22 protein-coding genes are annotated in these 25242 nt (G+C 66.8%); 10 read left to right on the plus strand and 12 right to left on the minus strand.

Annotated elements, in window-relative coordinates:
* Nucleotides 1-12 precede the first annotated feature (12 nt).
* From era to rpoE, 8 genes are all read right to left on the minus strand, one after another.
* Nucleotides 13-909 carry a GTPase Era gene (gene era / locus ACZLIF_RS15355; protein ID WP_053520234.1) on the minus strand — a complete coding sequence of 299 codons (897 nt, stop codon included), beginning with the start codon at nucleotides 907-909 and terminating at the stop codon, nucleotides 13-15.
* A complete protein-coding gene (gene rnc, locus ACZLIF_RS15360; protein WP_128990730.1) occupies nucleotides 906-1586 on the minus strand; it encodes a ribonuclease III in 681 nt (226 codons plus the stop codon). Before rnc ends, era begins: the two co-directional genes overlap by 4 nt.
* Nucleotides 1576-1959 (minus strand): DUF4845 domain-containing protein, encoded by a 384-nt coding sequence (locus ACZLIF_RS15365; RefSeq protein ID WP_053520236.1) that lies wholly within the window; start codon nucleotides 1957-1959, stop codon nucleotides 1576-1578. The genes rnc and ACZLIF_RS15365 overlap by 11 nt, the downstream gene beginning before the upstream one ends.
* Before the next feature lie 37 nt (nucleotides 1960-1996).
* A complete protein-coding gene (lepB, locus tag ACZLIF_RS15370; RefSeq protein WP_053520237.1) occupies nucleotides 1997-2791 on the minus strand; it encodes a signal peptidase I in 795 nt (264 codons plus the stop codon).
* Nucleotides 2792-2845: 54 nt separating this feature from the next.
* Entirely contained in the window at nucleotides 2846-4639 is a 1794-nt protein-coding gene (gene lepA, locus ACZLIF_RS15375) for a translation elongation factor 4 (protein ID WP_065174904.1), read from the minus strand.
* A 173-nt stretch (nucleotides 4640-4812) separates the two neighbouring features.
* Nucleotides 4813-6345 (minus strand): DegQ family serine endoprotease, encoded by a 1533-nt coding sequence (locus ACZLIF_RS15380; RefSeq protein WP_128990726.1) that lies wholly within the window; start codon nucleotides 6343-6345, stop codon nucleotides 4813-4815.
* A gap of 74 nt (nucleotides 6346-6419) precedes the next feature.
* A complete protein-coding gene (locus ACZLIF_RS15385; protein ID WP_128990724.1) occupies nucleotides 6420-7307 on the minus strand; it encodes a sigma-E factor negative regulatory protein in 888 nt (295 codons plus the stop codon).
* Nucleotides 7304-7924, minus strand: a complete 621-nt coding sequence (gene rpoE / locus ACZLIF_RS15390; protein ID WP_065174837.1) for an RNA polymerase sigma factor RpoE — start codon at nucleotides 7922-7924, stop codon at nucleotides 7304-7306. Before rpoE ends, ACZLIF_RS15385 begins: the two co-directional genes overlap by 4 nt.
* A gap of 235 nt (nucleotides 7925-8159) precedes the next feature.
* Between rpoE and ACZLIF_RS15395 the strand changes: the two genes are divergently transcribed.
* From ACZLIF_RS15395 to ACZLIF_RS15410, 4 genes are all read left to right on the plus strand, one after another.
* Nucleotides 8160-10223, plus strand: a complete 2064-nt coding sequence (locus ACZLIF_RS15395; protein ID WP_053520399.1) for a 3-hydroxyacyl-CoA dehydrogenase NAD-binding domain-containing protein — start codon at nucleotides 8160-8162, stop codon at nucleotides 10221-10223.
* A gap of 627 nt (nucleotides 10224-10850) precedes the next feature.
* Nucleotides 10851-11714 carry a pirin family protein gene (locus ACZLIF_RS15400; protein ID WP_053518997.1) on the plus strand — a complete coding sequence of 288 codons (864 nt, stop codon included), beginning with the start codon at nucleotides 10851-10853 and terminating at the stop codon, nucleotides 11712-11714.
* 121 nt (nucleotides 11715-11835) lie between these two features.
* The gene (gene aqpZ / locus ACZLIF_RS15405; RefSeq protein WP_080375317.1) at nucleotides 11836-12555 is read left to right on the plus strand and encodes an aquaporin Z; all 720 of its coding nucleotides are present in this window, start codon (nucleotides 11836-11838) and stop codon (nucleotides 12553-12555) included.
* Between the two features lie 197 nt (nucleotides 12556-12752).
* Entirely contained in the window at nucleotides 12753-13211 is a 459-nt protein-coding gene (locus ACZLIF_RS15410) for a hypothetical protein (protein ID WP_128988015.1), read from the plus strand.
* Between the two features lie 194 nt (nucleotides 13212-13405).
* Here ACZLIF_RS15410 and ACZLIF_RS15415 read toward each other — a convergent pair whose 3' ends face one another.
* Entirely contained in the window at nucleotides 13406-14257 is an 852-nt protein-coding gene (locus ACZLIF_RS15415) for a pirin family protein (RefSeq protein WP_111186345.1), read from the minus strand.
* Nucleotides 14258-14526: 269 nt separating this feature from the next.
* Between ACZLIF_RS15415 and ACZLIF_RS15420 the strand changes: the two genes are divergently transcribed.
* Together ACZLIF_RS15420 and ACZLIF_RS15425 are read left to right on the plus strand one after the other, a co-directional pair.
* The gene (locus ACZLIF_RS15420) at nucleotides 14527-16608 is read left to right on the plus strand and encodes a carbon starvation CstA family protein (RefSeq protein ID WP_053519002.1); all 2082 of its coding nucleotides are present in this window, start codon (nucleotides 14527-14529) and stop codon (nucleotides 16606-16608) included.
* Nucleotides 16608-16832 carry a YbdD/YjiX family protein gene (locus ACZLIF_RS15425; RefSeq protein ID WP_053519004.1) on the plus strand — a complete coding sequence of 75 codons (225 nt, stop codon included), beginning with the start codon at nucleotides 16608-16610 and terminating at the stop codon, nucleotides 16830-16832. Before ACZLIF_RS15420 ends, ACZLIF_RS15425 begins: the two co-directional genes overlap by 1 nt.
* Nucleotides 16833-17013: 181 nt before the next feature.
* Here ACZLIF_RS15425 and ACZLIF_RS15430 read toward each other — a convergent pair whose 3' ends face one another.
* Nucleotides 17014-18264: a DUF819 family protein gene (locus ACZLIF_RS15430; protein ID WP_053519007.1), complete on the minus strand. Its 1251-nt coding sequence runs from the start codon at nucleotides 18262-18264 to the stop codon at nucleotides 17014-17016.
* A 131-nt stretch (nucleotides 18265-18395) separates the two neighbouring features.
* On the opposite strand from ACZLIF_RS15430, the gene ACZLIF_RS15435 reads away from it, so the two are divergent.
* Entirely contained in the window at nucleotides 18396-18782 is a 387-nt protein-coding gene (locus ACZLIF_RS15435; RefSeq protein ID WP_128988014.1) for a VOC family protein, read from the plus strand.
* A gap of 14 nt (nucleotides 18783-18796) precedes the next feature.
* On the opposite strand, the gene ACZLIF_RS15440 is transcribed toward ACZLIF_RS15435, so the two are convergent.
* Nucleotides 18797-20083 carry a sensor histidine kinase gene (locus ACZLIF_RS15440; RefSeq protein WP_128988013.1) on the minus strand — a complete coding sequence of 429 codons (1287 nt, stop codon included), beginning with the start codon at nucleotides 20081-20083 and terminating at the stop codon, nucleotides 18797-18799.
* Nucleotides 20070-20783, minus strand: a complete 714-nt coding sequence (locus ACZLIF_RS15445) for a response regulator transcription factor (protein ID WP_128988012.1) — start codon at nucleotides 20781-20783, stop codon at nucleotides 20070-20072. Before ACZLIF_RS15445 ends, ACZLIF_RS15440 begins: the two co-directional genes overlap by 14 nt.
* A gap of 131 nt (nucleotides 20784-20914) precedes the next feature.
* Here ACZLIF_RS15445 and ACZLIF_RS15450 point away from each other — a divergent pair, with 131 nt between their 5' ends.
* From ACZLIF_RS15450 to ACZLIF_RS15460, 3 genes are all read left to right on the plus strand, one after another.
* Complete coding sequence (locus ACZLIF_RS15450) at nucleotides 20915-22618, plus strand: ArnT family glycosyltransferase (RefSeq protein ID WP_128988011.1); 1704 nt, start codon at nucleotides 20915-20917, stop codon at nucleotides 22616-22618.
* A 111-nt stretch (nucleotides 22619-22729) separates the two neighbouring features.
* Nucleotides 22730-23482 (plus strand): phosphatase PAP2 family protein, encoded by a 753-nt coding sequence (locus tag ACZLIF_RS15455; protein WP_128988010.1) that lies wholly within the window; start codon nucleotides 22730-22732, stop codon nucleotides 23480-23482.
* Nucleotides 23479-25128 carry a phosphoethanolamine transferase gene (locus ACZLIF_RS15460; protein ID WP_128988009.1) on the plus strand — a complete coding sequence of 550 codons (1650 nt, stop codon included), beginning with the start codon at nucleotides 23479-23481 and terminating at the stop codon, nucleotides 25126-25128. Before ACZLIF_RS15455 ends, ACZLIF_RS15460 begins: the two co-directional genes overlap by 4 nt.
* The last annotated feature ends 114 nt before the right edge of the window (nucleotides 25129-25242 follow it).

A 25242-nucleotide genomic window follows, 5' to 3' on the forward strand; every position in this document is an offset into this window, starting at 1 on the left:
GATCGCCGTGGCTTACTCGTAACCGAAGGCCTTCAGCGCGGCCTCGTCGTCGGACCAGCCTTCACGTACGCGCACCCAGGTTTCCAGGAACACCTTGGCACCGAACAGACGCTCCATCTGCAGGCGCGACTTGGCCCCGATCTCCTTCAGGCGCGCGCCCCCCTTGCCGATCACGATGGCCTTCTGGCCTTCCCGCTCGACCCAGATCACCGCGCCGATGCGCAGAAGATTGCCATCCTCGGTGAAGCGCTCGATCTCCACGGTGGTGGCATAGGGCAGCTCCTCGCCAAGCTGGCGCATCAGCTGCTCGCGTACCAGTTCACCGGCAAGGAAACGCTGGCTGCGGTCGGTGATCTCGTCCTCGCCGAACATCGGCGGGGCTTCCGGCAGCAGCTCCAGCACGTCACGCACCAGGGCGTCCAGGCCGTTGCGCTTCTGCGCCGAGATCGGATGCACGGCGGCGAAATCACGGCCGGCGGTCACCTCCTGCAGGAACGGCAGCAGCGCGCCCTTGTCCTTCAGGCGATCGATCTTGTTGACCACCAGCACCACCGGGATACCAGCATCGCGCAGCACGTTGAAGGCCAGGCTGTCTTCGTCATCCCAGCGCCCGGCCTCGATCACCAGCAGGCCTGCATCCACGCCTTCCAGCGAGCCGCGCGCGGCGCGGTTCATCACCCGGTTCATCGCCCGCTTCTGCACCTTGTGCAGGCCCGGGGTATCGACCAGCACCAGCTGGCCTTCCGGATAGGTGGCGATGCCGAGCAGGCGGTGGCGGGTGGTCTGCGGCCGGTTGGAGACGATGCTGACCTTGGCCCCGACCAGGGCATTGGTCAGGGTCGACTTGCCGACGTTCGGGCGGCCGATGACGGCCACGCTGCCGCAATGATGGGAAGTTTGTTCGCTCACTTGGAATCCAGTTGTTCTAGGACGGCTGCAGCCGCCTGTTGTTCGGCAAGCCGCCGCGAGGCGCCTTCGCCCTCGGTGCTGGCGGCCGGGTCGGCCACGTTGCAGCGTACCCGGAAATGTTTGGCGTGGTCGTCACCGGATTCTGACACCAGTTCGTACTGGGGCAACGCCTTCTGCCGGGCCTGCAGCCATTCCTGCAGGCGGGTCTTGGGGTCCTTCTCGGGGCGCCCGGTGGCCGGCAGCGCTTCCATCGAGGCCGTGAACCAGGGCAGCACCGTCTGCCGGCACGCGTCAAAACCGGCGTCCAGGTAGATCGCGGCCACCACCGCTTCCAGTGCATCGGCCAGGATCGAGTCGCGGCGGTGCCCGCCCGACTTCATCTCGCCCGCGCCCAGGATCAGCCGTTCGCCCAGCTGCAGGGTACGGGCGATCACTGCCAGCGCCCCTTCACGCACCAGCTCGGCGCGGGCGCGGGTCAGCGCGCCCTCGTCGGCCTTGGGCCAGCGCTGGTACAGCGCCTCGGCGACCATCATGTTGACGATGCTGTCGCCGAGGAATTCCAGGCGCTCGTTATGCGGCACGCCGGCACTGCGATGGGTCAGCGCCTGCTTGAGCAGCGCCGGGTCGCGGAAGGCATGGCCGATCAGGTCGCCACGTTGGATGAATTTACTGGGCACCGCTTCGGGTCAGGTCCTGGGAAGAATCGAATTTGCCAACCACATCGAGGTTGCCGATCAACGGGCGACGCACTTCGTAGTTGACCTTGAGGGTCCAGCCATTGTCGCGGCGATCGAACTTGACGTTGCCCGGCTTCACGTTGTCCGAGTAGTTGATGTACAGCCGCTTGAAGAACAGATCCTGGATCCGTGCCGGCTCCATGCTGGCCACGCCCGGCTGGCTGGCCAGGCTCTTCATCGCCGAACGTACCGCGTAATACTCCTGGTACATCGGGAACAGCTTCATGCCGATGTAGATGAAGAAGCCAACCACGACCAGGACCACCAGAAACGAGGTCAGGGTGATGCCGCGCTGCGTGTTCATCGTCTTCATTGCGTTCTCCCCAGATACGCGTTGGATGTGAAAATACTCAGTTGATGCCCGAGCCGATCCGCGAAGGCTCGAAACCGTCCTTGCAGAACCAGCCCTGGCAGTTCAGCCAGATCAGGAATGCCTTGCCCCGCAGGTTCTCTTCCGGCAGCAGCCCCCAGAAGCGCCCATCATCGCTGTTGTCACGGTTGTCGCCCATCACCAGGTACTTGCCGGCCGGCACCGTCCACTGGCCCTGGCCACGCGGATAGTCGGTCTCCAGCACGGTATGGGTGCGGCCCGGGAGATGCTCGACCAGCAGGTTGGCGCCCTCGCCCTGGCCCTTGTGGCCGGCGTAGATGCCCTTGTTGTCGTACTTCACCGGCTCGCCGTTCAGCACCAGGCTGTCGCCCTCGAACACCACGGTGTCACCCGGCACGCCGATCACGCGCTTGATGAAGTTCTCGCCCTTGGCCGGGTCGTTGTCGCCGTGGCCCGGGAAGTGGAACACCACCACATCGCCGCGCGCGGGATCACCCACCGGCACGAAGCGGGTATTGGTGATCGGCAGGCGCAGGCCATAGGCGAACTTGTTGACCAGGATGAAGTCACCGATCAGCAGGTTCGGCATCATCGAGCTGGACGGGATCTTGTACGGCTCGGCGATGAAGCTGCGCACGACCAGCACGATCGCCAGCACCGGGAAGAATGCACGCGAGTAATCCACCAGCACCGGCTCGGTGTCGAGCAGGCCTGCACGCTGGGCGCGGCGCCTGGCGAAGTACAGCTTGTCCGCAAGCAGGATCAGGCCCGAGGCCAGGGTCAGCACGACCAGGAGGATCTCAAACAGTTTCATTCAGGGTCCTTTGCAACGTCACCGGACGACCGGCCCCGGAGGGCCGGTGCGCGCTTACTTGTTGTCCATCTGCAGCACGGCCAGGAACGCTTCCTGCGGGATTTCCACGCGGCCGACCTGCTTCATGCGCTTCTTGCCTTCCTTCTGCTTTTCCAGAAGCTTCTTCTTGCGCGAAACGTCGCCACCATAGCACTTGGCCAGCACGTTCTTGCGCATGGCCTTGACCGTGGTACGGGCGATGATCTGCGAGCCGACAGCCGCCTGGATCGCCACGTCGAACATCTGCCGCGGGATCAGGTCCTTCATCTTCTCGCACAGCTCGCGGCCGCGGCGGTCGGCATGGCTGCGGTGGACGATCAGCGACAGCGCATCGACCTTGTCGCCATTGATCAGCACGTCCACGCGCACGAACGGGCCGGCATCGAAGCGCACGAAGTGATAGTCCAGCGACGCGTAGCCGCGGCTGACCGACTTCAGCTTGTCGAAGAAGTCCAGCACCACTTCGGCCATCGGCAGCTCGTAGCTGATCTGCACCTGGCTGCCCAGGTAGTTGATGCCGATCTGGCTGCCGCGCTTCTCCTCGCACAGCTTGATGATGTTGCCGATGTACTCCTCGGGGGTGAGTACGTTGGCACGGATGATCGGCTCGCGGATCTCCTGGACCTGGTTCACCGCCGGCAGCTTGGCCGGGTTGTCCATGTTGATGATCGAGCCATCGGTCTTCAGGACCTCGTACACCACCGTCGGCGCGGTGCTGATCAGGTCCAGGTTGTATTCGCGCTCCAGCCGTTCCTGCACGATCTCCATGTGCAGCATGCCGAGGAAGCCGCAGCGGAAACCGAAGCCCATCGCCTCCGAGCTTTCCGGCTCGAAGCGCAGCGCGGCATCGTTCAGGCGCAGCTTGTCCAGCGCCTCGCGCAGGTCCGGATAGTCCTCGGCGTCGACCGGGAACAGGCCGGCGAACACGCGCGGCTGCATTTCCTGGAAGCCCGGCAGCGGCTTCGGTGCCGGATCACCGGCCAGGGTCAGGGTGTCGCCCACCGGCGCACCATGCACGTCCTTGATGCTGGCCGTGACCCAACCCACCTCACCCGCGCGCAGCGCCGGCAACACCTTGCGCTTGGGGGTGAACACGCCGACGTTGTCGACCTGGTGGTTGCGGCCGGTGGACATCACCTGCAGCTTGTCGCCGGCCTTGATCTCGCCCTGCATGACGCGCACCAGCGAGACCACGCCGAGGTAGTTGTCGAACCAGGAGTCGATGATCAGCGCCTGCAGCTTGTCGGTATCGCGCGGCTGCGGCGGCGGAATGCGATGGACGATGGCCTCCAGCACGTCCTGCACGTTCAGGCCGGTCTTGGCGCTGACCGGCACGGCGTCGCTGGCGTCGATGCCGATCACGGCCTCGATCTCGGCCTTGGCGCGCTCGATGTCGGCCGTAGGCAGGTCGATCTTGTTGATCACCGGCACCACTTCCAGACCCTGCTCCACCGCGGTGTAGCAGTTCGCCACCGACTGCGCTTCCACGCCCTGGGCAGCATCGACCACCAGCAGCGCGCCTTCGCAGGCGGCGAGCGAGCGGCTGACTTCATACGAGAAGTCGACGTGGCCCGGGGTGTCGATGAAGTTCAGATGATAGGTCTGCCCGTCCTTGGCCAGGTACGGCAGCGATACCGACTGCGCCTTGATGGTGATGCCACGCTCGCGCTCGATCGGGTTGGAGTCGAGTACCTGCGCTTCCATCTCGCGGGCCTGCAGGCCACCACAAAGCTGGATGATGCGGTCGGCCAGCGTGGACTTGCCGTGGTCGACGTGGGCGATGATGGAGAAGTTGCGGATGTTCCGCATCGAATCAGATGACATAGGTGGCGGCGGCGCGCGGCGTCGTCAGGGTAACGGTGGATTATCGCACGGCCGGGGCCCGCCCGCGAAAGGCACCGCGCCGGGCCAGGGCCGGAACGACCGAAGCCCCGCCTGAGCGGGGCTTCGGGGGGCAGCGGCTGCCGGAGCAGCCCCGGTCCTTACTCGCCGGCCTTGACCGCCACGAAGGCGCTGTTGCCGTTGCCGGTGCGGACCAGCAGCATCACCACATCGCCCTTCTTGTAGCTGGACAGCGCGCGGTTCAGCGACTCCACGCCGCTCACCTGGGTGCTGGCCACCTGCAGGATCACCATGCCCGGGGACAGGCCGGCATCCCGGGCGCCCTGCCCCTTGACTCCGGTGATGCGCACGCCCTCGCCCGATTCCAGGCCCAGCTGCTTGCGCTGCGGCGCGGTCAGATCGCTGACGTCCAGGCCCAGCAGGGCATTGGCACCACTCTGCGGAGCGGCATCGGCCCTGGCGATGGCGGGGCTGCGGGCGCTGGCCTGGTCATCCTCGGCCAGCGCGGTCAGGGTGGCGCTCAGGTCGCGCGGCTTGCCGTCACGGATCACGCCCAGGGTGACCCGGCTGCCCGGGGCCATGGCGCCGATCAGCGGCGGCAGATCGGACCAGCTGTTGACCGGTGCGCCGTTCACGGTGCGGATCACATCCCCCACCTTCACACCGGCGCGGGCGGCCGCCGAATCCGGCACGATCTGGTTGACCAGCGCACCCCGGCTGTCCGGCAGGCCCATGGCCTGCGCCTTCAGGCCGTCGATCTCCTGCACCACCGCGCCCAGCTGGCCGCGGGTGACCCGGCCGGTCTTCTTGATCTGTTCGACCGCGCTCATCGCCAGGTCGATCGGAATCGCGAAGCTGATGCCCATGTAGCCACCGGACGCAGAGAAGATCTGCGAGTTGATGCCCACCACTTCGCCCCGGGTGTTCAGCAGCGGACCGCCGGAGTTGCCCTGGTTGATCGCCACGTCGGTCTGGATGAACGGCACGTAGCGCTGGTCCGGGCCGCCGGTGCTGCGGCCGAGGGCGCTGACCACGCCGGCGGTGACCGAGTGGTCGAGGCCGAACGGCGAGCCGATCGCGACAACCCACTGGCCCGGCTTCAGGCTGTTGGAATCGCCGACACGGACGGTCGGCAGGTTCCTGCCTTCGATCTTCAGCAGGGCAACGTCGTACTGCTGGTCGCTGCCCACCACCTTGGCGGTGAACTCACGGCGATCGCCCAGCTTGACCTTCACCTCGCTGGCGTCGGCTACCACGTGGTAGTTGGTCAGCACGTAGCCGTCGGGCGAAATGATGAAGCCCGACCCCATGCCGCGGCCCTTGATGCTGGGACCGCCGTCGGGGCCGCCCGGCCCCTGTCCCGGCATCGGGAAGTCCGGGCCGAAGAAGCGACGGAAGAACTCCGGCATGTCGTCGTCCCCCATCGGCCCACGCGCCTGGCGGTTGCTGCGGACGATGGTCGTGTCGACGTTGACCACGCCCGGGCCGACCTGCTCGACGAGGTTGGTGAAATCGGGCAGGCCGGTGACCAGCGGCTGCGCCGGAGCGCGCGGCGCGGCCGCGGCCGCGGCCGGCGCGGTCTGGGCAGCCGGGGACGGCGCCTGGGCACAGGCCACCAGCGGCAGGGTCAGGGCCAGCAGGCCGATGGCCTGCGTGCGGAATCGGGGAGTCATCGGACGGCAACCTCCGGATCGGATGGAAGGGAGAAGAAGGGCCCCGCGATCGGCGGGGCGTGGCGGCACCCGGCTCAGTCGCGCGGGCGGGGCGGCGGCGGCAGGTCGTCCTGCAGGCGCGGCTCGAAGGGGTAGAACGTGGCGCTGTCAGCATGCGCCGGGAAGCTGGCGTTGAGCGCGCCCCCCGCGGCCGGAGCCAGGCTGGAGCGCGGCCACGGCCGGGCCTGCAGGCCAGCCACCTCGCCGAACGGCAGGTTGCGGCTGGCACCGGCCGGCACGGTCGGCACCAAGGGCGCCTGGGCGGCGGCCACGGCCCGCTGCGCCCCGCCGTCACGCTGGGCCACCCGCGCAGCCTGCTGGCCGCGGGTGGCACTGGCGCTGGCGCGGCGTGCGTCCTGGCGACGGCTGGCGGCCAATGCGGCCGCCGGAACACTGGCCACCGCCACCACCGCCGGATCGACCGAGGCTTCGGTCACCGTCGCGGGCGATACCGGTGCCGGCGGCAGCTCGGCCTGGCTGGCGACCACCTGGGGTGCCAGCGGCTCTCCGGGAGGGGTCTCCTTCAGCTTCTCGCCGCCGATCAACAGGGCCACCGCAGCGACCGAGGCAGCCAATGCGGCACCGCCTCCCCAGGTACGCCAGCCACTGCGGCGCACCTGCCGGTCCTGAGGCCCGGACCGGGGCGTGGGTTCGGCGGCGATGGCAGAGGCAACCGCGGCGCTGAAGCCGGCGGGCGCAAGCACCGACGCCTGCCCGCGCATCACGTCGCCCAGCAGCTGCCAGCGCTCCTGGCAGCCGGCCAGTTCCGGGTCATGCTCCATGCGGCGCAGCAGGAAGCGGGCCTCGTCGGCCCCCAGCTCGCCATCGACCAGGGCCGACAGCTGTTCCCGATGGCGCTGGTCAAGCCGCAGCCCGGCCGGCGATTGATGATTCTGCGATTCGTTGAATGGATGACTGGTCATACGCGGCTCTTCTCGCGGGTGGCGCTGCCGATGTCCAGCAGCGGCCGGAGTTCGGTGTCGATCGCCTCGCGCGCCCGGAAGATCCGAGAGCGCACGGTGCCGATCGGGCACCCCATCTTCTGCGCGATTTCCTCGTAGCTCAGGCCTTCCACCTCGCGCAGGGTGATCGCCGACCGGAGTTCTTCCGGCAGCGCGTTGACGGCCTTCATCACTGTCTGTTCCAGCTCCTGGCGCATCAACTCGCGTTCGGGCGTGTCGGTGTCGCGCAGGCGCGTGCCGCTGTCGAACTGTTCGGCATCGCCGATGTCGATGTCATCGGTCGGCGGGCGTCGATTGTGTGAAGCCAGGTAGTTTTTGGCGGTGTTCACGGCGATCCGATGCAACCAGGTTGAGAACTGGGCATCGCCACGGAAGCTTCCGATCGCGCGGTAGGCGCGTATGAAAGTGTCCTGGGCGACGTCCTGACATTCACTCCAGTCGGCGATGTAGCGACCGACCAGGGCCACGACCCGATGCTGGTACTTGCGCACCAGTACATCGAAAGCCGCGCTCTCGCCGCGCTGCACGCGCCGGACCAGTTCCAGATCCAGCTCCTGTGGTGTTTCAACCTCGGCCATGGGGGGCCGCACTCCTGTCAGCCCAACCGACGTCGGGCAATGAGACTGCCAATCCCGGGAAAAGTTCAGTCGCCGATCACCCGGCGCCGCACCAGCTTTTAACCACTGTTCCGTTAGCGTTCTGTTCCACGGCCATGGATCCGGAACCGCCACTCCCCTGCTATAGGGATTTGACGCGGGGGAAACAACCTCTGGATCATAGCCGCTTCTCCATACACAACCGGATGGAACGTCCATGCTCTCAGGCTTCGATGGTCTCCGCTTCAGCCACTGGCACCCCGAGATCCGCGACGACGGCGTGGTGGTCCTGTCCCTGGATCGTCAGGACAGCAGTGTCAACGCGATGTCGCAGGACGTGCTGCTGGAGCTGGGCGATCTGCTCGAACGCATCGCGCTGGATCCGCCGAAGGGCGTGGTGATCCAGTCCCTGAAGAAGGCCGGCTTCATCGCCGGCGCCGATCTGAAGGAATTCCAGGAGTTCGACCGGCGCGGCACCGTCAACGATGCCATCCGTCGCGGCCAATCCACCTACCAGAAGCTGGCAGAGCTGCCCTGCCCGACCGTTGCAGCCATCCATGGCCACTGCCTGGGTGGCGGCACCGAGCTGGCCCTGGCCTGCCGTTACCGCGTGGCCTCCAACGACAGCAGCACCCGCATCGGGCTGCCGGAAACCCAGTTGGGCATCTTCCCCGGTTGGGGTGGAAGCGCGCGCCTGCCGCAGCTGGTCGGCGCCCCGGCGGCGATGGACATGATGCTGACCGGCCGCACCCTCTCGGCCTCGGCCGCGCGTGGCATCGGCCTGGTCGACAAGGTGGTGGCACCGGCGGTGGTGCTCGACACCGCCGTCGCACTGGCGCTGGCCGGCACCACGCGGCCGTTCAAGCAGCGTGCGCTGGCATGGGCCAGCAACACCTGGCTGGCGCGCAAGGTGCTGGCACCGCAGATGATCAAGCAGGTCGCGCGCAAGGCGAAGAAGGACCAGTACCCGGCGCCCTATGCACTGATCAGCACCTGGCAGCGCAGCGCCGGCAAGCCGGTGCAGGCCCGCCTGGATGCCGAACGCCGCGCGGTGGTCAAACTGGCCAGCACGCCGACCGCGCGCAATCTGATCCGCATCTTCTTCCTGACCGAGCGCCTGAAGGGTCTGGGCGGCGGCGATTCCGGCATCCGCCACGTGCACGTGGTCGGCGCCGGCGTAATGGGCGGTGACATCGCCGCGTGGGCGGCCTACAAGGGCTTCGAGGTCACCCTGCAGGATCGCGAGCAGCGCTTCATCGATCCGGCGATGGAACGCGCGCAGGCACTGTTCGCCAGGAAGGTGAAGGACGAGAGCAAGCGTCCGGCGGTGGCGGCGCGGCTGCGGGCGGATCTGGAGGGCAAAGGCGTGGCCGCCGCTGATCTGGTGATCGAGGCGATCATCGAGAACCCGGAGGCCAAGCGCGCGCTGTACCAGACGCTGGAGCCGGGCATGAAGGCCGATGCGCTGCTGACCACCAATACCTCGTCGATTCCGCTGGTGGAACTGCGCGACCACATCCAGCGCCCGGCGCAGTTCGCCGGCCTGCACTACTTCAATCCGGTGGCACAGATGCCGCTGGTGGAAATCATCCATCACGACGGCATGGCGCCGGAGACCGAGCGCCGTCTGGCAGCGTTCTGCAAGGCGCTGGGCAAGTTCCCGGTACCGGTGGCGGGCAGCCCGGGCTTCCTGGTCAACCGCGTGCTGTTCCCGTACATGCTGGAGGCGGCCACCGCCTATGCCGAAGGTATCCCGGGCCCGGTGATCGACAAGGCAGCGGTGAAGTTCGGCATGCCGATGGGCCCCATCGAGTTGATCGACACGGTCGGCCTGGATGTCGCCGCCGGCGTGGGCCGCGAGCTGGCGCCGTTCCTCGGCCTGCAGATTCCGGCGGCACTGCAGACGGTGGAAGCCGACAAGCGCGGCAAGAAGGATGGCCAGGGCATCTACACCTGGGAGAACGGCAAGCCGAAGAAGCCGGATGTCGCCAGCGACTACCAGGCCCCTGCGGACCTGGAAGATCGCCTGATCCTGCCGCTGCTCAACGAGGCCGTGGCCTGCCTGCACGAAGGCGTGGTGGCCGATGCGGACCTGCTGGATGCGGGCGTGATTTTCGGCACCGGATTCGCGCCGTTCCGCGGGGGTCCGATCCAGCACATCCGCGCGGTGGGTGCCGATGCGATCGTCGAGCGCCTGAAGGCGCTGCAGCAGCGTCACGGTGACCGCTTTGCCCCGCGCCCGGGCTGGGACAACCCTGCCCTGCGCGAACCAGTGGTGTGATGTGATGTGATCGGCCGGGCCTGCGGCCCGGCACCCGCAGAGGCAACGTCAAGTTCCACAGCAGAAGCCAGAGCCGGAGCAACAGCCGGCTCTGGCTTTTCTGTTTGTCGGGCGGGGCGGTGTCGGGTTGCGGGGACGCCGTAAACCCGTCCCTGGGGGCTTGGCCGCGGCATCCATGCCGCGGACACCCCGCAACCCGACACCGCCCCACCCCCGACAGTTTCCCGGTGACGGTCGGTGAATCTCGATTCCGGTGTGGATCACTGCGAACTGGTGGGTGTCGACCTTGGTCGCCACCAGGAGCGAAGCGACCGGCGTTTGATGTTGATTTTCTTTTTTCTTCTCCGTGGCTGGACGCACACGGAAACTGTCAGGGGCCGGGCGGGGTGGGTTCGCGGGGGTGTCCGCGGCATGGATGCCGCGGCCAAGCCCCCAAGGACGGGTTCACGGCGCCCCCCGCGAACCCACCCCGCCCGGCCAAGCGCGGCTGTTGCTTTACTCGGCCAAGCAGCCAGCCACGAGGGGCTGCGCCGTTGGCTGGAACACCCTGTTACCCGCATGGGGCATGTGCCCGTCACGGCCGCATGCCATGCTGGCACTCTTGATCCCTGCCAGCGAGACGCCCGCATGACCACCATCATCGCCCCGCGCGTACACGACATCGGCGGCCTGGAAGTCCGCCGCGCCGTCCCCACCCTGCAGGCCCGCAGCATCGGTTCGTTCGTATTCGTCGACCAGATGGGCCCGGCCGTCCTTACCGCAGGTACCGGCATCGACGTGCGTCCTCATCCGCATATCGGCCTGGCCACCGTCACCTTCCTCTGGTCCGGCGCCATCGGCCACCGTGACACGCTCGGCTCGGACCAGGTGATCCGTCCCGGCGACGTCAACTGGATGACCGCCGGCCGCGGCATCGCGCACTCCGAACGCACGCCCCCGCCGGAGCGCGGTCACGACCATCCGATCCACGGGATGCAGACCTGGGTGGCATTGCCGAAGTCGCACGAGGAAGTGGAGCCGGCGTTCTATCACCACGCCGCCGCGACCCTCCCGGAGCAGCGCCGCAACGGTGCCTGGCTACGCGTGATCGCAGGCCGCGCCTATGGCGAGGAGTCGCCGGTGAAGGTCTTCGCAGACACGCTCAATGTAGCCATCGACCTCGATCCCGACGCGGAGATCGACATCGATGACGGCCACCGCGAGCGGGCGCTGTACATCCTCGAAGGCCAGGCGCAGCTGGATGGTGTGGACATCCCGGCGCAGCACCTGGTGATTCCCGAGGCCGGCGCGCGCGGCCGGCTGCGCGCGAAGACCCCGCTCAAGGCCATGCTGTTCGGCGGCGAACCGCTGGATGGCCCGCGTCACCTGTGGTGGAACTTCGTCTCCAGCTCCAAGGAGCGCATCGAACAGGCGAAACAGGACTGGGAAGCCGGCCGGTTCGGCAGCATTCCCGGCGACGACAAGGAGTTCATCCCGCTGCCGCAGTACTGAGCATCGCGCGCTGCACACACCCTGAGGTGTATCCCTGCACCGGCCCTTGACGCTATCGTCACTCGCCGGTCACTGAAATGTGACCTGTTTCACATTTTAGTTCATCAAAGGAGTGCAGTTCATGAGCATGGGTAAACGCTTGGCCGCCGAGTTCCTCGGCACTTTCTGGCTGGTTCTGGGTGGCTGTGGCAGTGCGGTACTGGCTGCCAAGTTCGGCGGCGACGGCAATCCGCTGGGCATCGGCTTCCTGGGCGTGGCACTCGCGTTCGGCTTGACCGTGGTCACCGGCGCCTACGCGTTCGGTCACGTGTCCGGCGCGCACTTCAATCCGGCAGTCAGCGTGGGCCTGTGGGCCGGCGGCCGCTTCCCGGCCCGCGACCTGGTGCCGTACATCATCGCCCAGGTCGCGGGCGGCCTGCTGGCCGGCTTCATCCTGCTGCAGATCGCTTCCGGCGCCAGCGGCTTCGCCATCGACGGCAGCCAGGCCGGGGCCTTCGCCAGCAACGGCTACGGTGCGCTGTCGCCCGGCGGGTACAGCGTGGCGGCCGCCTTCCTGTGCGAAGTGGTGCTGACTGCGGTATTTCTGGTCGTGATCATGGGCGCCACCCATGGCAAGGCACCGGCAGGGTTCGCTCCGCTGGCGATCGGTCTGGCATTGACCCTGATCCATCTGATCAGCATCCCGGTCACCAACACGTCGGTGAACCCGGCTCGGTCCACCGCGGTGGCGTTCTTCGCCGGCAGCGGCGCGGTCGGCCAGCTCTGGCTGTTCTGGGTCGCCCCCCTGCTGGGCGGCATGATCGGCGGCATCATCTACAAGTGGGTCGGTAACGACCGTTGAGTGCTGCCCGGACGATTGCGGCCGACAGTCGGCCGCAATGGTTACGGTTGTAACCGCAATTTGTGCGGGCACTCACGTTCCGTTAAGGTCTGTTTGACCGCCTGTGCACATGCCCGGCGGGGATGGCATCCGGGGATGGGATGCCACGGCCGCCAGCAGCATGGCGGCGTCACACGACACGCCACCTTGGGGGATGCATGAAGTTCGCGCCTGTTGTCCTGTCGAGCCTGTTGTTTGCCGCGGCCCAGGCCGCCGCGCAGGCACCCGCCGAATGTCCTTCGCTGCCGGCGAGCAGCGGCCTGAAATGGCAGCAGCACGTGCAGTCGGACTTCCTGCTCTGCCGCGCCAGCACCGAGGATGGACGGGAAGTACTGAGCCTGATGCTGAGCGCACGCGATCCGGCGATTCCGCTCAGCCGCTCGCTGCGCCAGGAAAAAGGCAGTTTCGCCGGCGAGTCACTGTACTGGTACCAGCCCGATCTGGGTGGACAGCAGCCGCCGGGATACGCCGAACGACGCATCAGCGTGATCAAGCTGGACAAGGGCCGTTATGCGCAGATTGCCCTGTACCCGGGCAGCACACAGGAACTGGGGTCGCTGCAGCAGCTGGCGCAGGGCATGAGCCTGACGCCCTCGGCCGTAGCCGCCGGACGTTGACGGTGATGGGGATGACTGCCTGGCAGCATCCCCGCCGGATCGGACGCGTTGGCGGCACCGCCGGGCATGGCCTGATGGATGTCCGTTACGCGTGTCGTGCCGGAGATCCGCCGGGCATGGCCCGGCGCTACCGACCTCTTCCGCCGGGCATGGCCCGGCGCTACCGGCTTCCTCCTGGGGGGCGGCGTCGGCCCTCAGAACCTGCCTTCCTGGAAATCGACGAAGGCCTGCATCAGTTCCTGGCGCGTGTTCATCACGAACGGGCCATGCCGCATCACCGGCTCCCGCAGTGGCCGGCCGGCCACCAGAATCAGCCGCGCCCCTTCGCTGCCAGCCGAAACGTGCAGCTGTTCACCGCCACCGAGCACCGCCAGTTCCTGGCGCGCCACACCACGTGCGGCATCCTGCTCGCCGACCGTGATCGCGCCCTCGAAGACATAGGCAAACGCGTTGTGGCCTTCGGGAAGCGTGTAGGTCCAGGCACGATCGGCCTCGAGGCGGACGTCCAGATACAACGGATCGGTGGCCGGCTGCACGATCGGGCCGGTGGTGCCATCGACAGTACCGGCGATCACCTTCACCTCCACACCCGGCTCCGGCTGCACCACCGGAATGCGTTCCGGCGCGAACTCCTGGTACTTCGGGTCCGTCATCTTCTCGCGCGCGGGCAGGTTCACCCACAGCTGGAAACCGCGCATCTGCCCGCTTTCCTGTTCCGGCATCTCCGAATGCACCAAGCCCCGGCCTGCAGTCATCCACTGCACGCTGCCCGGGGTCAGCAGGCCCTCGTTGCCGTGGTTGTCGCGGTGGCGCATGCGTCCGTCCAGCATGTAGGTGACCGTCTCGAAACCGCGGTGCGGATGCTCCGGGAAACCGGCGATGTAGTCTTCGGCGCGGTCCGTACCGAATTCATCCAGCAGCAGGAACGGATCCAGATCCGGCAGCGTCGGGCCGCCGATGACACGGGTCAGGCGCACGCCGGCGCCGTCGGACGTGGGCATGCCACGGATGGTGCGCAGGACGCGGACCGGTTCGGGAAGGCTCATGGCGACTCCTGTTGGATGGATGCCACTGAAGATGGACGCCGCGGCGCCGTCCGCCAATGGATGACGCCGCAACCGATTGTTCCATCCCTGGTGTTCGCCGGGCGTCATGCCGGCGGTTCCGCGACACGGATGTCTGCCCGCAGCCCATGCCGCACACGCGGTCACCACCTTCGTACGACCAAAGTACTACCGCCGATGGGCCCCGCACGCATTGACCCTGTAAAGGGCACGCGGGACTCTTTGAATGTCTTTCCGGGAGAGAGCACCTCATGAAAGGGTTTGCCAAACTGGGTTGGGCGGCACTCGCCCTGCTCGGCGCGTTCTGTCTGGGCACCGTGGCCTTGCGCCGCGGCGAACATATCAACGCGCTGTGGATCGTCGTCGCCGCTGTTTCGATCTACCTGATCGCCTATCGCTTCTACAGCCTGTTCATCGCCAACAAGGTGATGCAGGTGGATCCGACCCGGGCTACGCCGGCGGTGATCAACAACGATGGCCTGGACTACGTGCCGACCAACAAGCACGTGCTGTTCGGCCACCACTTCGCGGCCATCGCCGGCGCCGGTCCACTGGTGGGCCCGGTGCTCGCGGCGCAGATGGGCTACCTGCCCGGACTGCTGTGGCTGGTGGTGGGCGTGGTGCTGGCCGGTGCGGTACAGGACTTCATGGTCCTGTTCCTGTCCAGCCGGCGCAACGGCCGCTCACTGGGCGATCTGGTCCGCGAGGAAATGGGACAGGTGCCCGGCACCATCGCGCTGTTCGGCGCGTTCCTGATCATGATCATCATCCTGGCGGTGCTGGCGATGGTGGTGGTCAAGGCGCTGGCGGAAAGCCCCTGGGGCATGTTCACGGTGATAGCCACGATGCCCATCGCGATCCTGATGGGCATCTACATGCGCTACATCAGGCCGGGCAAGATCGGCGAGATCTCGGTGGTGGGCCTGGTGCTGCTGCTGGCCGCGATCTGGTACGGCGGCAAGGTTGCTGCAGATCCGGTGTGGGGCCCGGCCTTCACCTTCACCGGCACGCAGATCACCTGGATGCTGATCGGCTACGGCTTCGTCGCTTCGGTGCTGCCCGTGTGGCTGTTGCTGGCACCGCGCGACTACCTGTCGACCTTCCTCAAGATCGGCACCATCGTCGCTCTGGCCATCGGCATCCTGATCGTGATGCCCGAGCTGAAAATGCCCGCACTGACCCAGTTCGCCGCCAGTGGCGATGGCCCGGTGTGGAAGGGCGGCATGTTCCCGTTCCTGTTCATCACCATTGCCTGCGGCGCGGTATCCGGTTTCCACGCGCTGATTTCCTCGGGCACCACGCCGAAGCTGCTGGCCAATGAATCGCACATGCGCTACATCGGCTATGGCGGCATGCTGATGGAATCGTTCGTGGCGGTGATGGCGCTGGTGGCTGCGTCGATCATCGATCCGGGCATCTACTTCGCGATGAACAGCCCGGCGGCGGTGATCGGTGCCGATGCGGCGTCTGCCGCGCACTACATCACCAACACCTGGGGCTTCACCATCACGCCGGAACAGCTGACCGCCACGGCCGCCGCGATCGGCGAACCGACGATCCTGCACCGCGCCGGTGGTGCTCCGACGCTGGCGGTGGGCATCGCAATGATCCTGCATGAAGCCATTCCCAGCGGCAGCGACGCGATGATGGCGTTCTGGTACCACTTCGCCATCCTGTTCGAAGCGTTGTTCATCCTGACCGCCGTGGATGCGGGCACCCGCGCAGGCCGCTTCATGCTGCAGGATCTGCTGGGCAACTTCATTCCGGCGCTGAAGAAGACCGAGTCGTGGACGGCCAACATCATCGGCACGGCCGGCTGCGTGGCGCTGTGGGGCTACTTGCTCTACACCGGCGTGGTCGATCCGTTCGGCGGCATCCAGACCCTGTGGCCGCTGTTCGGCATCTCCAACCAGATGCTGGCCGGTATCGCGCTGATGCTGGGGACGGTGGTGCTGTTCAAGATGAAGCGTGACCGCTACGCGTGGGTGACCGCGGTACCGGCCACCTGGCTGCTGATCTGCACCACCTATGCCGGCTTCATCAAGATCTTCGACAGCAACCCGGCGCAGGGCTTCCTGGCGCAGGCGCACAAGTTCCAGGCCGCCATCGCCAGCGACACCATCACCGCACCGGCCAAGTCGGTGGCGCAGATGCAGCAGATCGTGGTCAATGCCTACGTCAACACCGGCCTGACCGCGCTGTTCCTGCTGGTGGTGGGCGCGGTGCTGACCTATTCGATCCGCACGATCCTGGCCGCACGCCGCAATCCGCAGCGCAGCGACCGCGAGACCCCTTACGTGGCGCTGAAGCCGCATGAAATGGTGGATCTGTAATGAGCACGCAACTGGTTCCCGTTGGCCAGTACCAGGCGCACCGCCGCGTGTGGCGGCGCCTGGTGCAGACGGCACGCCTGTGCTGTGGCATTCCTGATTACGACAACTACGTCCGGCACATGCTGGAGAAGCATCCGGACCAGGAACCGATGGACTACAAGACGTTCTTCCGCGAACGTCAGGAAGCGCGGTACGGCGGACGCAACGGCGGCCGCTGCTGCTGAAAGGCAGGACGGTGCTGGATCTGTTGTAGATCCACGCATCGCATTGAGTCCGGGGTCAGATCCGTTTCCTCCGGGAAACGGATCTGACCCCTTCTCTGCTCATGGGTCGGCATGAAGTGCATCCACGCATGGCGTGGATGTACCGCAGATCGCGGGAAAGCGCAGCCATAGCGACCCGCGCTCAGCCGTTGGCCATCCACTTCAGGATCAGGCCGGTGACATAGGCCAGCCCGGTGCCGGTGGCATAGCCCACCGTGCCGAGCAGCACGCCGACCGGTGCCAGTGTCGGATGGAAGGCCGCAGCCACCACCGGCGCCGATGCCGCCGCGCCGATGTTGCCCTGCGAACCAATGGCGAAGAAGAACAGCGGTGCACGGACCAGCTTGGCCACGGCCCACAGCACCAGCACGTGGGTCGCCATCCAGATCGCGCCGAGCAGGAACAGCCACGGCCGATCCAGCAGCGACAGCAGGTTCATCTGCATGCCGATGCAGGCGATCAGGAAGTACAGGAACACCGTGCCCAGGCGCGAGGCACCCGCCGCTTCCAGACGACGTGCACGGGTGAAGCTCAGGCCCAGACCCATCGCGGTGGACAGCAGGATCACCCACACGAACTGGCTGTCCAGGCTGAACTGGCTGGCCCAGCTGACGTTGGCCTTGAACCAGCCCGACAACGGCGCGGCGATCGCATGCGCCAGGCCGACACCGCCCAGGGCAACGCCGACGATCACCATCAGGTCGGTCATGCTGGGAATACGCGCGTTCTGCGCTTCATAGGCGCTGATGCGCGCCTTCATCTCGTCGATGGCACGGGTATCGGCACCGTTGCGGGTATCGATCTGCTGCGCGCGGTTGGCCAGGAACAGCAGGATCGCCATCCACAGGCTGGCGCAGGCCACGTCGACCACGGCGAACTGGCCGAACGTGGTCGCATCGGTACCGAACACTTCGCGCATCGCAACCATGTTGGCGCCGCCGCCGATCCAGCTGCCGGCCAGCGCGGCCATGCCGGCCCAGGTATCACCGGCGACCGTTTCCGGGTGGATCAGTTTCATCACCTGGAACGAGACGATGGCGCCGAGCATGATGCCGGCGGTACCGGCGCAGAACACGAGCAGCAGCTTCGGGCCAAGCTTGATGACCCCTTTGAGGTCGATCGACAGGGTCAGCAGGACCAGCGCGGCCGGCAGCAGCACATCGCGTGCGACTGGGTTGTACAGCGACGTGTTGTGGCCATCGATGACACCGGCGGTGTTGTAGATGGCCGGGATGAAGTAACACAGCAGCAGAGCCGGCACCCAGGCGAAGATCTTCTTCAGCAGGGGGGTGGGACCACTGGCAGCCCAGAAGATCAGGGCCAGGGTGGCGGCAATCAGGCCCAGGCCAACGATATCGTTGCTGATCAGGGCAGTAGCGGGTTCGGTCGGCATGGGATCCTCTGTCGATCGAAAGAGCGGAAAAAAAAGCGCCGCATAAGGCGGCGCGGATCGAGATTAACACCGTCTTCACGCTGGGTCATGTTGCAGTGCCGGCCTCGCCTTTCACGGTACGGAGCGTGTCCATGCAACTTGGTGCCTTCTCGGTCAGCCTTTCGGTCAGGGATCTGGCCGCCTCCCGCGCATTCTATGAGGCACTGGGATTCTCGGTGACCGGCGGCGATGCAACGCAGAACTGGCTGGTGCTGCGCAACGATGGTGTCGTCATCGGCCTGTTCCAGGGCATGTTTGAAGGCAACCTGCTGACCTTCAACCCGGGTTGGGACCAGCACAAGCAGGAACTTCCCCACTTCCAGGACGTGCGTGAGCTGCAGGCCGAACTCGATGGCAAGGGCATCGAACTGGCGGTGCGCACCGACCCTGACGGCCAGGGCACCGGCTACCTGCAACTGTCCGATCCGGACGGCAACGTGATCCTGGTCGACCAGCATGTGCCGAGGCCGAAGGCCTGACCCCGGGACTGCGGTCATCCGCCTGGGCGCGAGGCACCGAAATCCAGGGTGGCCTGCGTTCCGCGCGGCTGGCAGGGCTGCAGCTGCAGGGTCCAGCCCAGGTGCTCGCACAGGCGCGCGATCAGGTCCAGGCCGATCCCGCCACGATCGACACGCTCCCCCCGGGCCATGCGTGCGTGGATCGCAGCGATCTCCTCCGGGCTCATGCCATGCCCCGGGTCCTGCAGGGTCAGCACCGCCGAAGCGCTCAGGCGCAGCTCGATGCGCCCGCGGCCGCTGTTCTCGATCGCGTTGCGCAACAGGTTGCCGATTGCCGCCTGCACCACCGCCAGCGGGGCGACGATGTCCACCGGCGCGGCCTGGATACCGATGCTCAAGTCCTTGTCGCCCAGCAGATGGCGATGATGCTCGACGATGTCCGGCAGCAGCTGGTCCAGTGCGATGCGCTCGGCACGCGCCGCCAGCCGCGCCGGATCGCGCGCAAGCACCAGCAGCAGTTCGATCAGCTGCTCCACGCCCTGCGCGGTGCGCAGCACGCGCTGGATCTGCTGCCGGGCACGGTCTGGCAGGCCCGGCTGCTCCAGTGCCAGCTCGGCGGCGCCGGTCATCACGGCAATCGGGGTGCGCAGCTCATGGCTGGCAGTGCTGATGAAGACCCGCTCGCGTTCAACGAACTGCTCGTTGCGTTCGAGGTAGTCGTTCAGCGCATCGGCGATGGTGTGCAGCTCGGAACTGCCACGCGGGTCGACATCGATGCGCTGGCCCTGCGCGCCCGGCCGCAGCGCGCCGATGCGCTGCGCCAGCAGGCTGAGCGGACGCACCATGCGCTCCATGCCGAAGGACGCCATCAGCACGGTGACGAAGATCATGATCACCCCGGCCAGCATCACCCACCGCGTGGCGAACTGCTCAAGGTCGTGAAAGTCGGAGATGTCCAGCACCAGCGCAACGCGCCCCATCGAGTCCGTATCACGCACCATGACCGCCGTTTCGCGGTCCTTCACCATCACCCCGTCATGCAGGCCGGGATGCAGGGTGCGCAGGCTGTCAGGCAGGTTCACCGCGTCGAAACGGTACAGGCTGAGCGTGTCCGAGTCCTGCCACCGGTAGTGTGGCTCGTGCTCGACATGCTCGACGATGCTGTCCAGTTCGGAGTTGAGCAGCGCGCGCCAGGCCGCGTGTTCGGCGTGCTCGTGCACATAGTTGCCTACGCTGAACACTGCCAGCGAAAGCAATGTCAGGTAGCCCAGCAGCCACCACAGCACGCGGCGGTACAGCGGGCCGGGTCTACGCGCCTTCATCGTCATTCCTGCCGGCCTCGGCGGCGGTGGGCAGGGCCAACCGGTAGCCGACCCGCGGCAACGTGTGGATCAGCTTGTCCACGAACGGTCCATCCACGCTGCGGCGCAGTTCGTAGACATGCGAGCGCAACAGGTCGCCATCCGGTGGCTCGTCGCCCCACAGGGCGAACTCGAGCTGCTGGCGGGTGACCGCGCCGGGGCTGGCGCGCATCAGCACTTCCAGCAGCTTGCGGCAGGCCGGATACAGATGCAGGACCTGTCCGGCGCGCTGCGCCTCCAGGGTCGCCAGGTCCAGCACCAGGTCCCCCACCTGCAGGCGCTTGCGGGGGTTGCGCCCCTGCGCCCGCTGCAGCAGGGCCTCCAGCCGCACTTCCAGCTCCGGCAACGCGAACGGCTTGGTCAGGTAGTCATCGGCGCCGGCACGAAAGCCGGCAATCTTGTCCGGCAGTTCGTCGCGTGCGGTCAGCATGATCACCGGCACCTCCGAGCCGTGCTCGGCACGCAGGCGGCGCAGCACTTCCGGCCCCTCCATCCGTGGCAGCATCCAGTCCAGGATCACCGCGTCATAGGGATGGCTGCCCGCCAGATGCAGACCGGTGATGCCATCGGGGGCCACATCCAGCACATGACCGCGCGACTCGAAGTAGTCGAACAGATTGGCCACCAGCTGCCGGTTGTCCTCGATCACCAACAGGCGCATGCATGAAAGTTCCACGGAAGTTCGTACCATGGTAGCGCCACGCATGTCGGAATGAGGTCGCCCCGGCGATACTCCGACGCTTTTCCCACCCCCGCCGCCTCAAAATGGCCGTTTTGCTCCCGGAGCCTGCCGTGCCCGTAGCCCTGCCCCGCCGTTGGCGCCTGCCCCTGCTCTGGCTGTTGATCATCGCGGCACTGGCTGCCGGCATCGGCATGCGCCAGCCGCAGCCACCGGACGAACCCCGCTTCGTACTGGCCGCCAGGACCATGGTGGAAAGCGGGGAATGGCTGCTGCCGCACCGTGGCAGCGAGCTGTATGCGGAGAAGCCGCCGGTGTTCATGTGGCTGCAGGCGGCGGCGTACGAAGTGGTAGGCAGCTGGCAGTGGTCGTTCCTGCTGCCTTCGCTGCTGGGGGCCCTGCTCAGTCTATGGTTGGTGTCGGATTTGGCACGCCGACTGTGGTCGCCGCGCCACTCCCTCTATGCCATCGGCGCCCTGTTCTGCACCCTGCAGTTCGGCCTGATGGCCAAGCGTGCGCAGATCGATATGGTGCTGGTGGGGATGACCACGCTGGCCCTGTGGGGCCTGCTGCGGCATCTGTGCGAGCGACGCAATGTGCCGGCGCTGTGGCTCGCCGGCTTTGCCGCCGGCCTGGGCACGGTGACCAAAGGCGTAGGTTTCCTGCCGCTGCTGATGGTGCTGCCCTGGTTCGGCTGGTGGCTGTACCAGCATCGCCGCGGCCGTCGCATCGAGGGTCCGCACCCGGCAACCCTGCTGTGGCTGATCCCTGCATTCCTGCTCGGCGTGGCCGTCTGGCTGGCCCCGCTGGGCTGGGCCCTGCTGCACGAACCCAGTGCTTCGCTGCAGTCCTATGCGCATGAACTGCTGTTCAAGCAGACCGGCACCCGCTATGCCAACGCCTGGCACCACCGGCAGCCGGTCTGGTACTACCTGCAGGTGATCCTGACACTGTGGCTGCCGGGTGCGCTGTTGCTGCCGGTGCTGGCTCGCCCGTGGTGGCGGCGCCTGCGCCGTGGCGACCGCCGGCAGTGGCTGCTGCTGGGATGGGCGCTGCTGGTGCTGGTGTTCTTCAGCGCCAGCCCCGGCAAGCGCGAGGTTTACCTGCTGCCGATGCTGCCGGCCGTGGCCCTCGCCGCCGCGCCCCTGCTGCCCGGCCTGCTGCGCCGGCTGTGCGTGCGCCGGTATCTGTTCGGTTACAGCCTGGTGCTGATGCTGGCAACCGCCGTGCTGGGCGTGATGCTGCTCACCGAAAGTCACTGGGCGCAGGCGCAGCTGCAGCGGCGGGCGATGCCCGACACCCTGCTGCCGGTGCTGGGTGACGGCCTGCTGACGTTCGCGATCGCCGTGGCCACCTTGGCCGTGTGGTTGCGCGTGCGGCGCGCCGCCACCCTGGTACTGCTCACCCACGGCCTGCTGTGGATGCTGTATGGGCTGGTGCTGATTCCGGCGTTGGACCCCTACGCGTCGTCGTCGGCGCTGATGCGCCGGGTCGGCGCGAGGATCGGCCCCGATGCCGAACTGGCACTGGTGGCATGGCGCGAGCAGAACCTGTTGCAGGCCGACCGCGCCGTGCGCGAGTTCGGCTTCAAGCGGCCCTGGCCTGAACAGTGGCACGACGCAGGTCCCTGGCTGGCCGAAGCACCCGACCGGCGCTGGCTGCTGGTGCTCGACAAGGCGATGAGTCCCTGCGTGGATGCCACCCAGGTGATCGACATCGGCGTCGCCAACCGCAACCGCTGGCAACTGGTGCCCGGCATTGCCTGGGATGCCGGCTGCCACGCCGAGCGGGCCGGCGCCAACGAAGAAGAAGACTGAATCATCCCCCACGCGGGCCGGCGGTTAACCCGGCCCGAACGCAGGTCCGACCCTTCTCCGACATCAACCTGACGAGCATGGCGCCGGTTCATCGTCACGGTGTTTTCCTGCATGTCCGTCCGTCCTCCCGTCTCCGCGGTTGCTTCGGCCTACTCCACGCTGGCATCGCGGTTCGCCGTGACCCACCTGTGGCTTCCACTGCTCATCGTGCTGCCCCTGTTCGCAGTGTTCATGGAGGGGGGAGTCGATCAATGGCTGGCTGACCACCTGTTCCGGTTGGAGGGCGGCCAGTGGGCACTGCAGGACGCGTGGTTCACCCGCTCGCTGGTGCACCGGGGCGGCAAGTGGTTCAGCACCGCCGCAGCGCTGGTGGTGATACTGCTGAGCTTTCACCACTGGCGCCGCGGACGTGATCGCACCCTGCGATGGGCGCTGCTTTATGTCGTAATTGCCTTGGCGCTGGGAACCGGTGGCGTGTCGCTGCTGAAGTCGCTGGTGCCGATGGACTGCCCGTGGGATCTGCTGCGCTACGGCGGCCACCAGCCTTATATCGGGCTTTTCAGCCATCGTCCGGCCGACATGCCGATGACTGCGTGCTTTCCTGCCGGCCATGCCAGCGCCGGCTATGCCTGGCTGAGCCTGTACTTTTTCGCCCTGCTGTGGCGTCCTGCCTGGCGCTGGACCGGCCTGGCACTGGGCCTGGGCAGCGGGCTGCTGTTCGGCATCAGCCAGCAGCTGCGGGGTGCACATTTTCTGTCGCATGACCTTGCCACAGCCCTGCTGTGCTGGCTGCTGTCACTGGGGCTGTACGTTCTGGTCCGCCATCACCTGGACCGCACCAACCGCCTGGAGGCGAACGCATGAATGCTTCGGTTCAACGCTCGCTCCGTGTGCCATCGCTGGCCGGACTGCGCAGCTGGCGGCCACAGCTGTCCACCGAGGCGTTGATCGCGCTGACCAGCCTGTTCTTCGCCCTGGCCGGCAACGGCCTGTTCTGGCGCAGCGCGATGGCCAGCCACCCGGAGAGCCTGCGCTACGCGGTGTCGCTGCTGCTGTTGCTGCTCGGCACGCATGGCCTGCTGCTGGGCCTGCTGGTCTGGCGCTGGAACGCCAAGGTGGTGATCAGCGCGCTGCTGCTGGTAACGGCCTTCGCCGCCCACTACATGAGCCGTTACCACATCTATCTGGATGCGGACATGCTGCGCAACGTGCTGGCGACCGATCCGAAGGAAAGCCGCGAACTGATGACGGTCTCGCTGCTGTGGCCGGTACTGCTGCTGGCGGCACTGCCGATGGTGCTGGTGTGGCGGGTGCAGCTGCAGCGGCGCAGCTGGGGGCGCAGCCTGCTGTGGCGCCTGGGCTTCCTGGCGGTAGCTGCGGTGACCGCTGTTGGCGGTGCACTGATCTCGTTCCAGGACGTCTCCGCACTGATGCGCAACCAACGTGAAGTGCGTTACCTCGCCACCCCGGCCAACGTGCTGCTGGGTCTTCCACGTGCACTGCGCGGCGACAACCCGGTGCAGCGCGCGCCGAAACTGCCGATCGGCACCGACGCCAAGGCCACCCCACGCGCTCCGGCGAGCAAACCGCGGCTGCTGGTAATCGTGATGGGCGAGACCGTGCGCGCACAGAACTGGGGCCTCAACGGCGGCCGCAACACCACACCGGAACTGGCCCAGGCACCGGTGATCAACTTCCCCGACATGCACTCCTGCGGCACCAGCACCGAAGTTTCGCTGCCCTGCCTGTTCTCGCCATGGGGACGCCACGACTACGACGAGAAGAAGATCCGCGCGCACCAGTCGCTGCTGCACGTACTGAACCGTGCCGGCATCGCACCGCTGTGGCGTGACAACCAGTCCGGCTGCAAAGGCGTGTGCGAAGGACTGGACTTCCAGTCGCTGTCCGATGCGACCACCCCGGGCCTGTGCGCCGACGGCCGCTGCATGGACGAGATCCTGCTGCAGGACCTGGCCACCCAGGTGCGTGCCAAGCCCGGCGACCGCGTGGTCGTGCTGCACCAGCTGGGCAACCATGGCCCGGCGTATTTCGAGCGCTATCCGGCCGCCTTTGCCCGCTTCAAGCCAACCTGCGACACCCGTGACATCGGCCGGTGCTCACGCGAAGAGATCACCAACAGCTACGACAACGCGGTGCTGTACACCGATCACTTCCTGAGCAAGACCATCGGCACGCTGCAGGGCATGCAGGACTACGACACAGCGATGATCTACCTGTCCGACCATGGCGAATCGCTGGGTGAGAAGGGCCTGTACCTGCACGGCGTGCCCTATGCGATCGCCCCGGCCGAGCAGACCCGCGTACCGATGACGATGTGGTTCTCGCCGGGCTTCGCCAGCAGTCGCGGGCTGGACCTGCAGTGCGTGCGAAAGCGTTCGGCAGCGTATACCGACCACGACAACCTGTTCCCGTCGGTGCTGGGCCTGATGCAGGTGAAGACGGCGCTGTACGAGCGCGATCGCGACGTGTTCGCCGGCTGCGAGAGTTGAGGGGTGTTCGGCAGGGCTTGCAGCCCTGCACCTGCAGAGGCAACGGCAGCAGCAACAGCGTGCAATCCGTGGGTAGGCGGGGTGGGTCCGGTGGCGGGGGACGCCGTAAATACG

Source organism: Stenotrophomonas sp. 2201_Sma, from assembly GCF_056486685.1.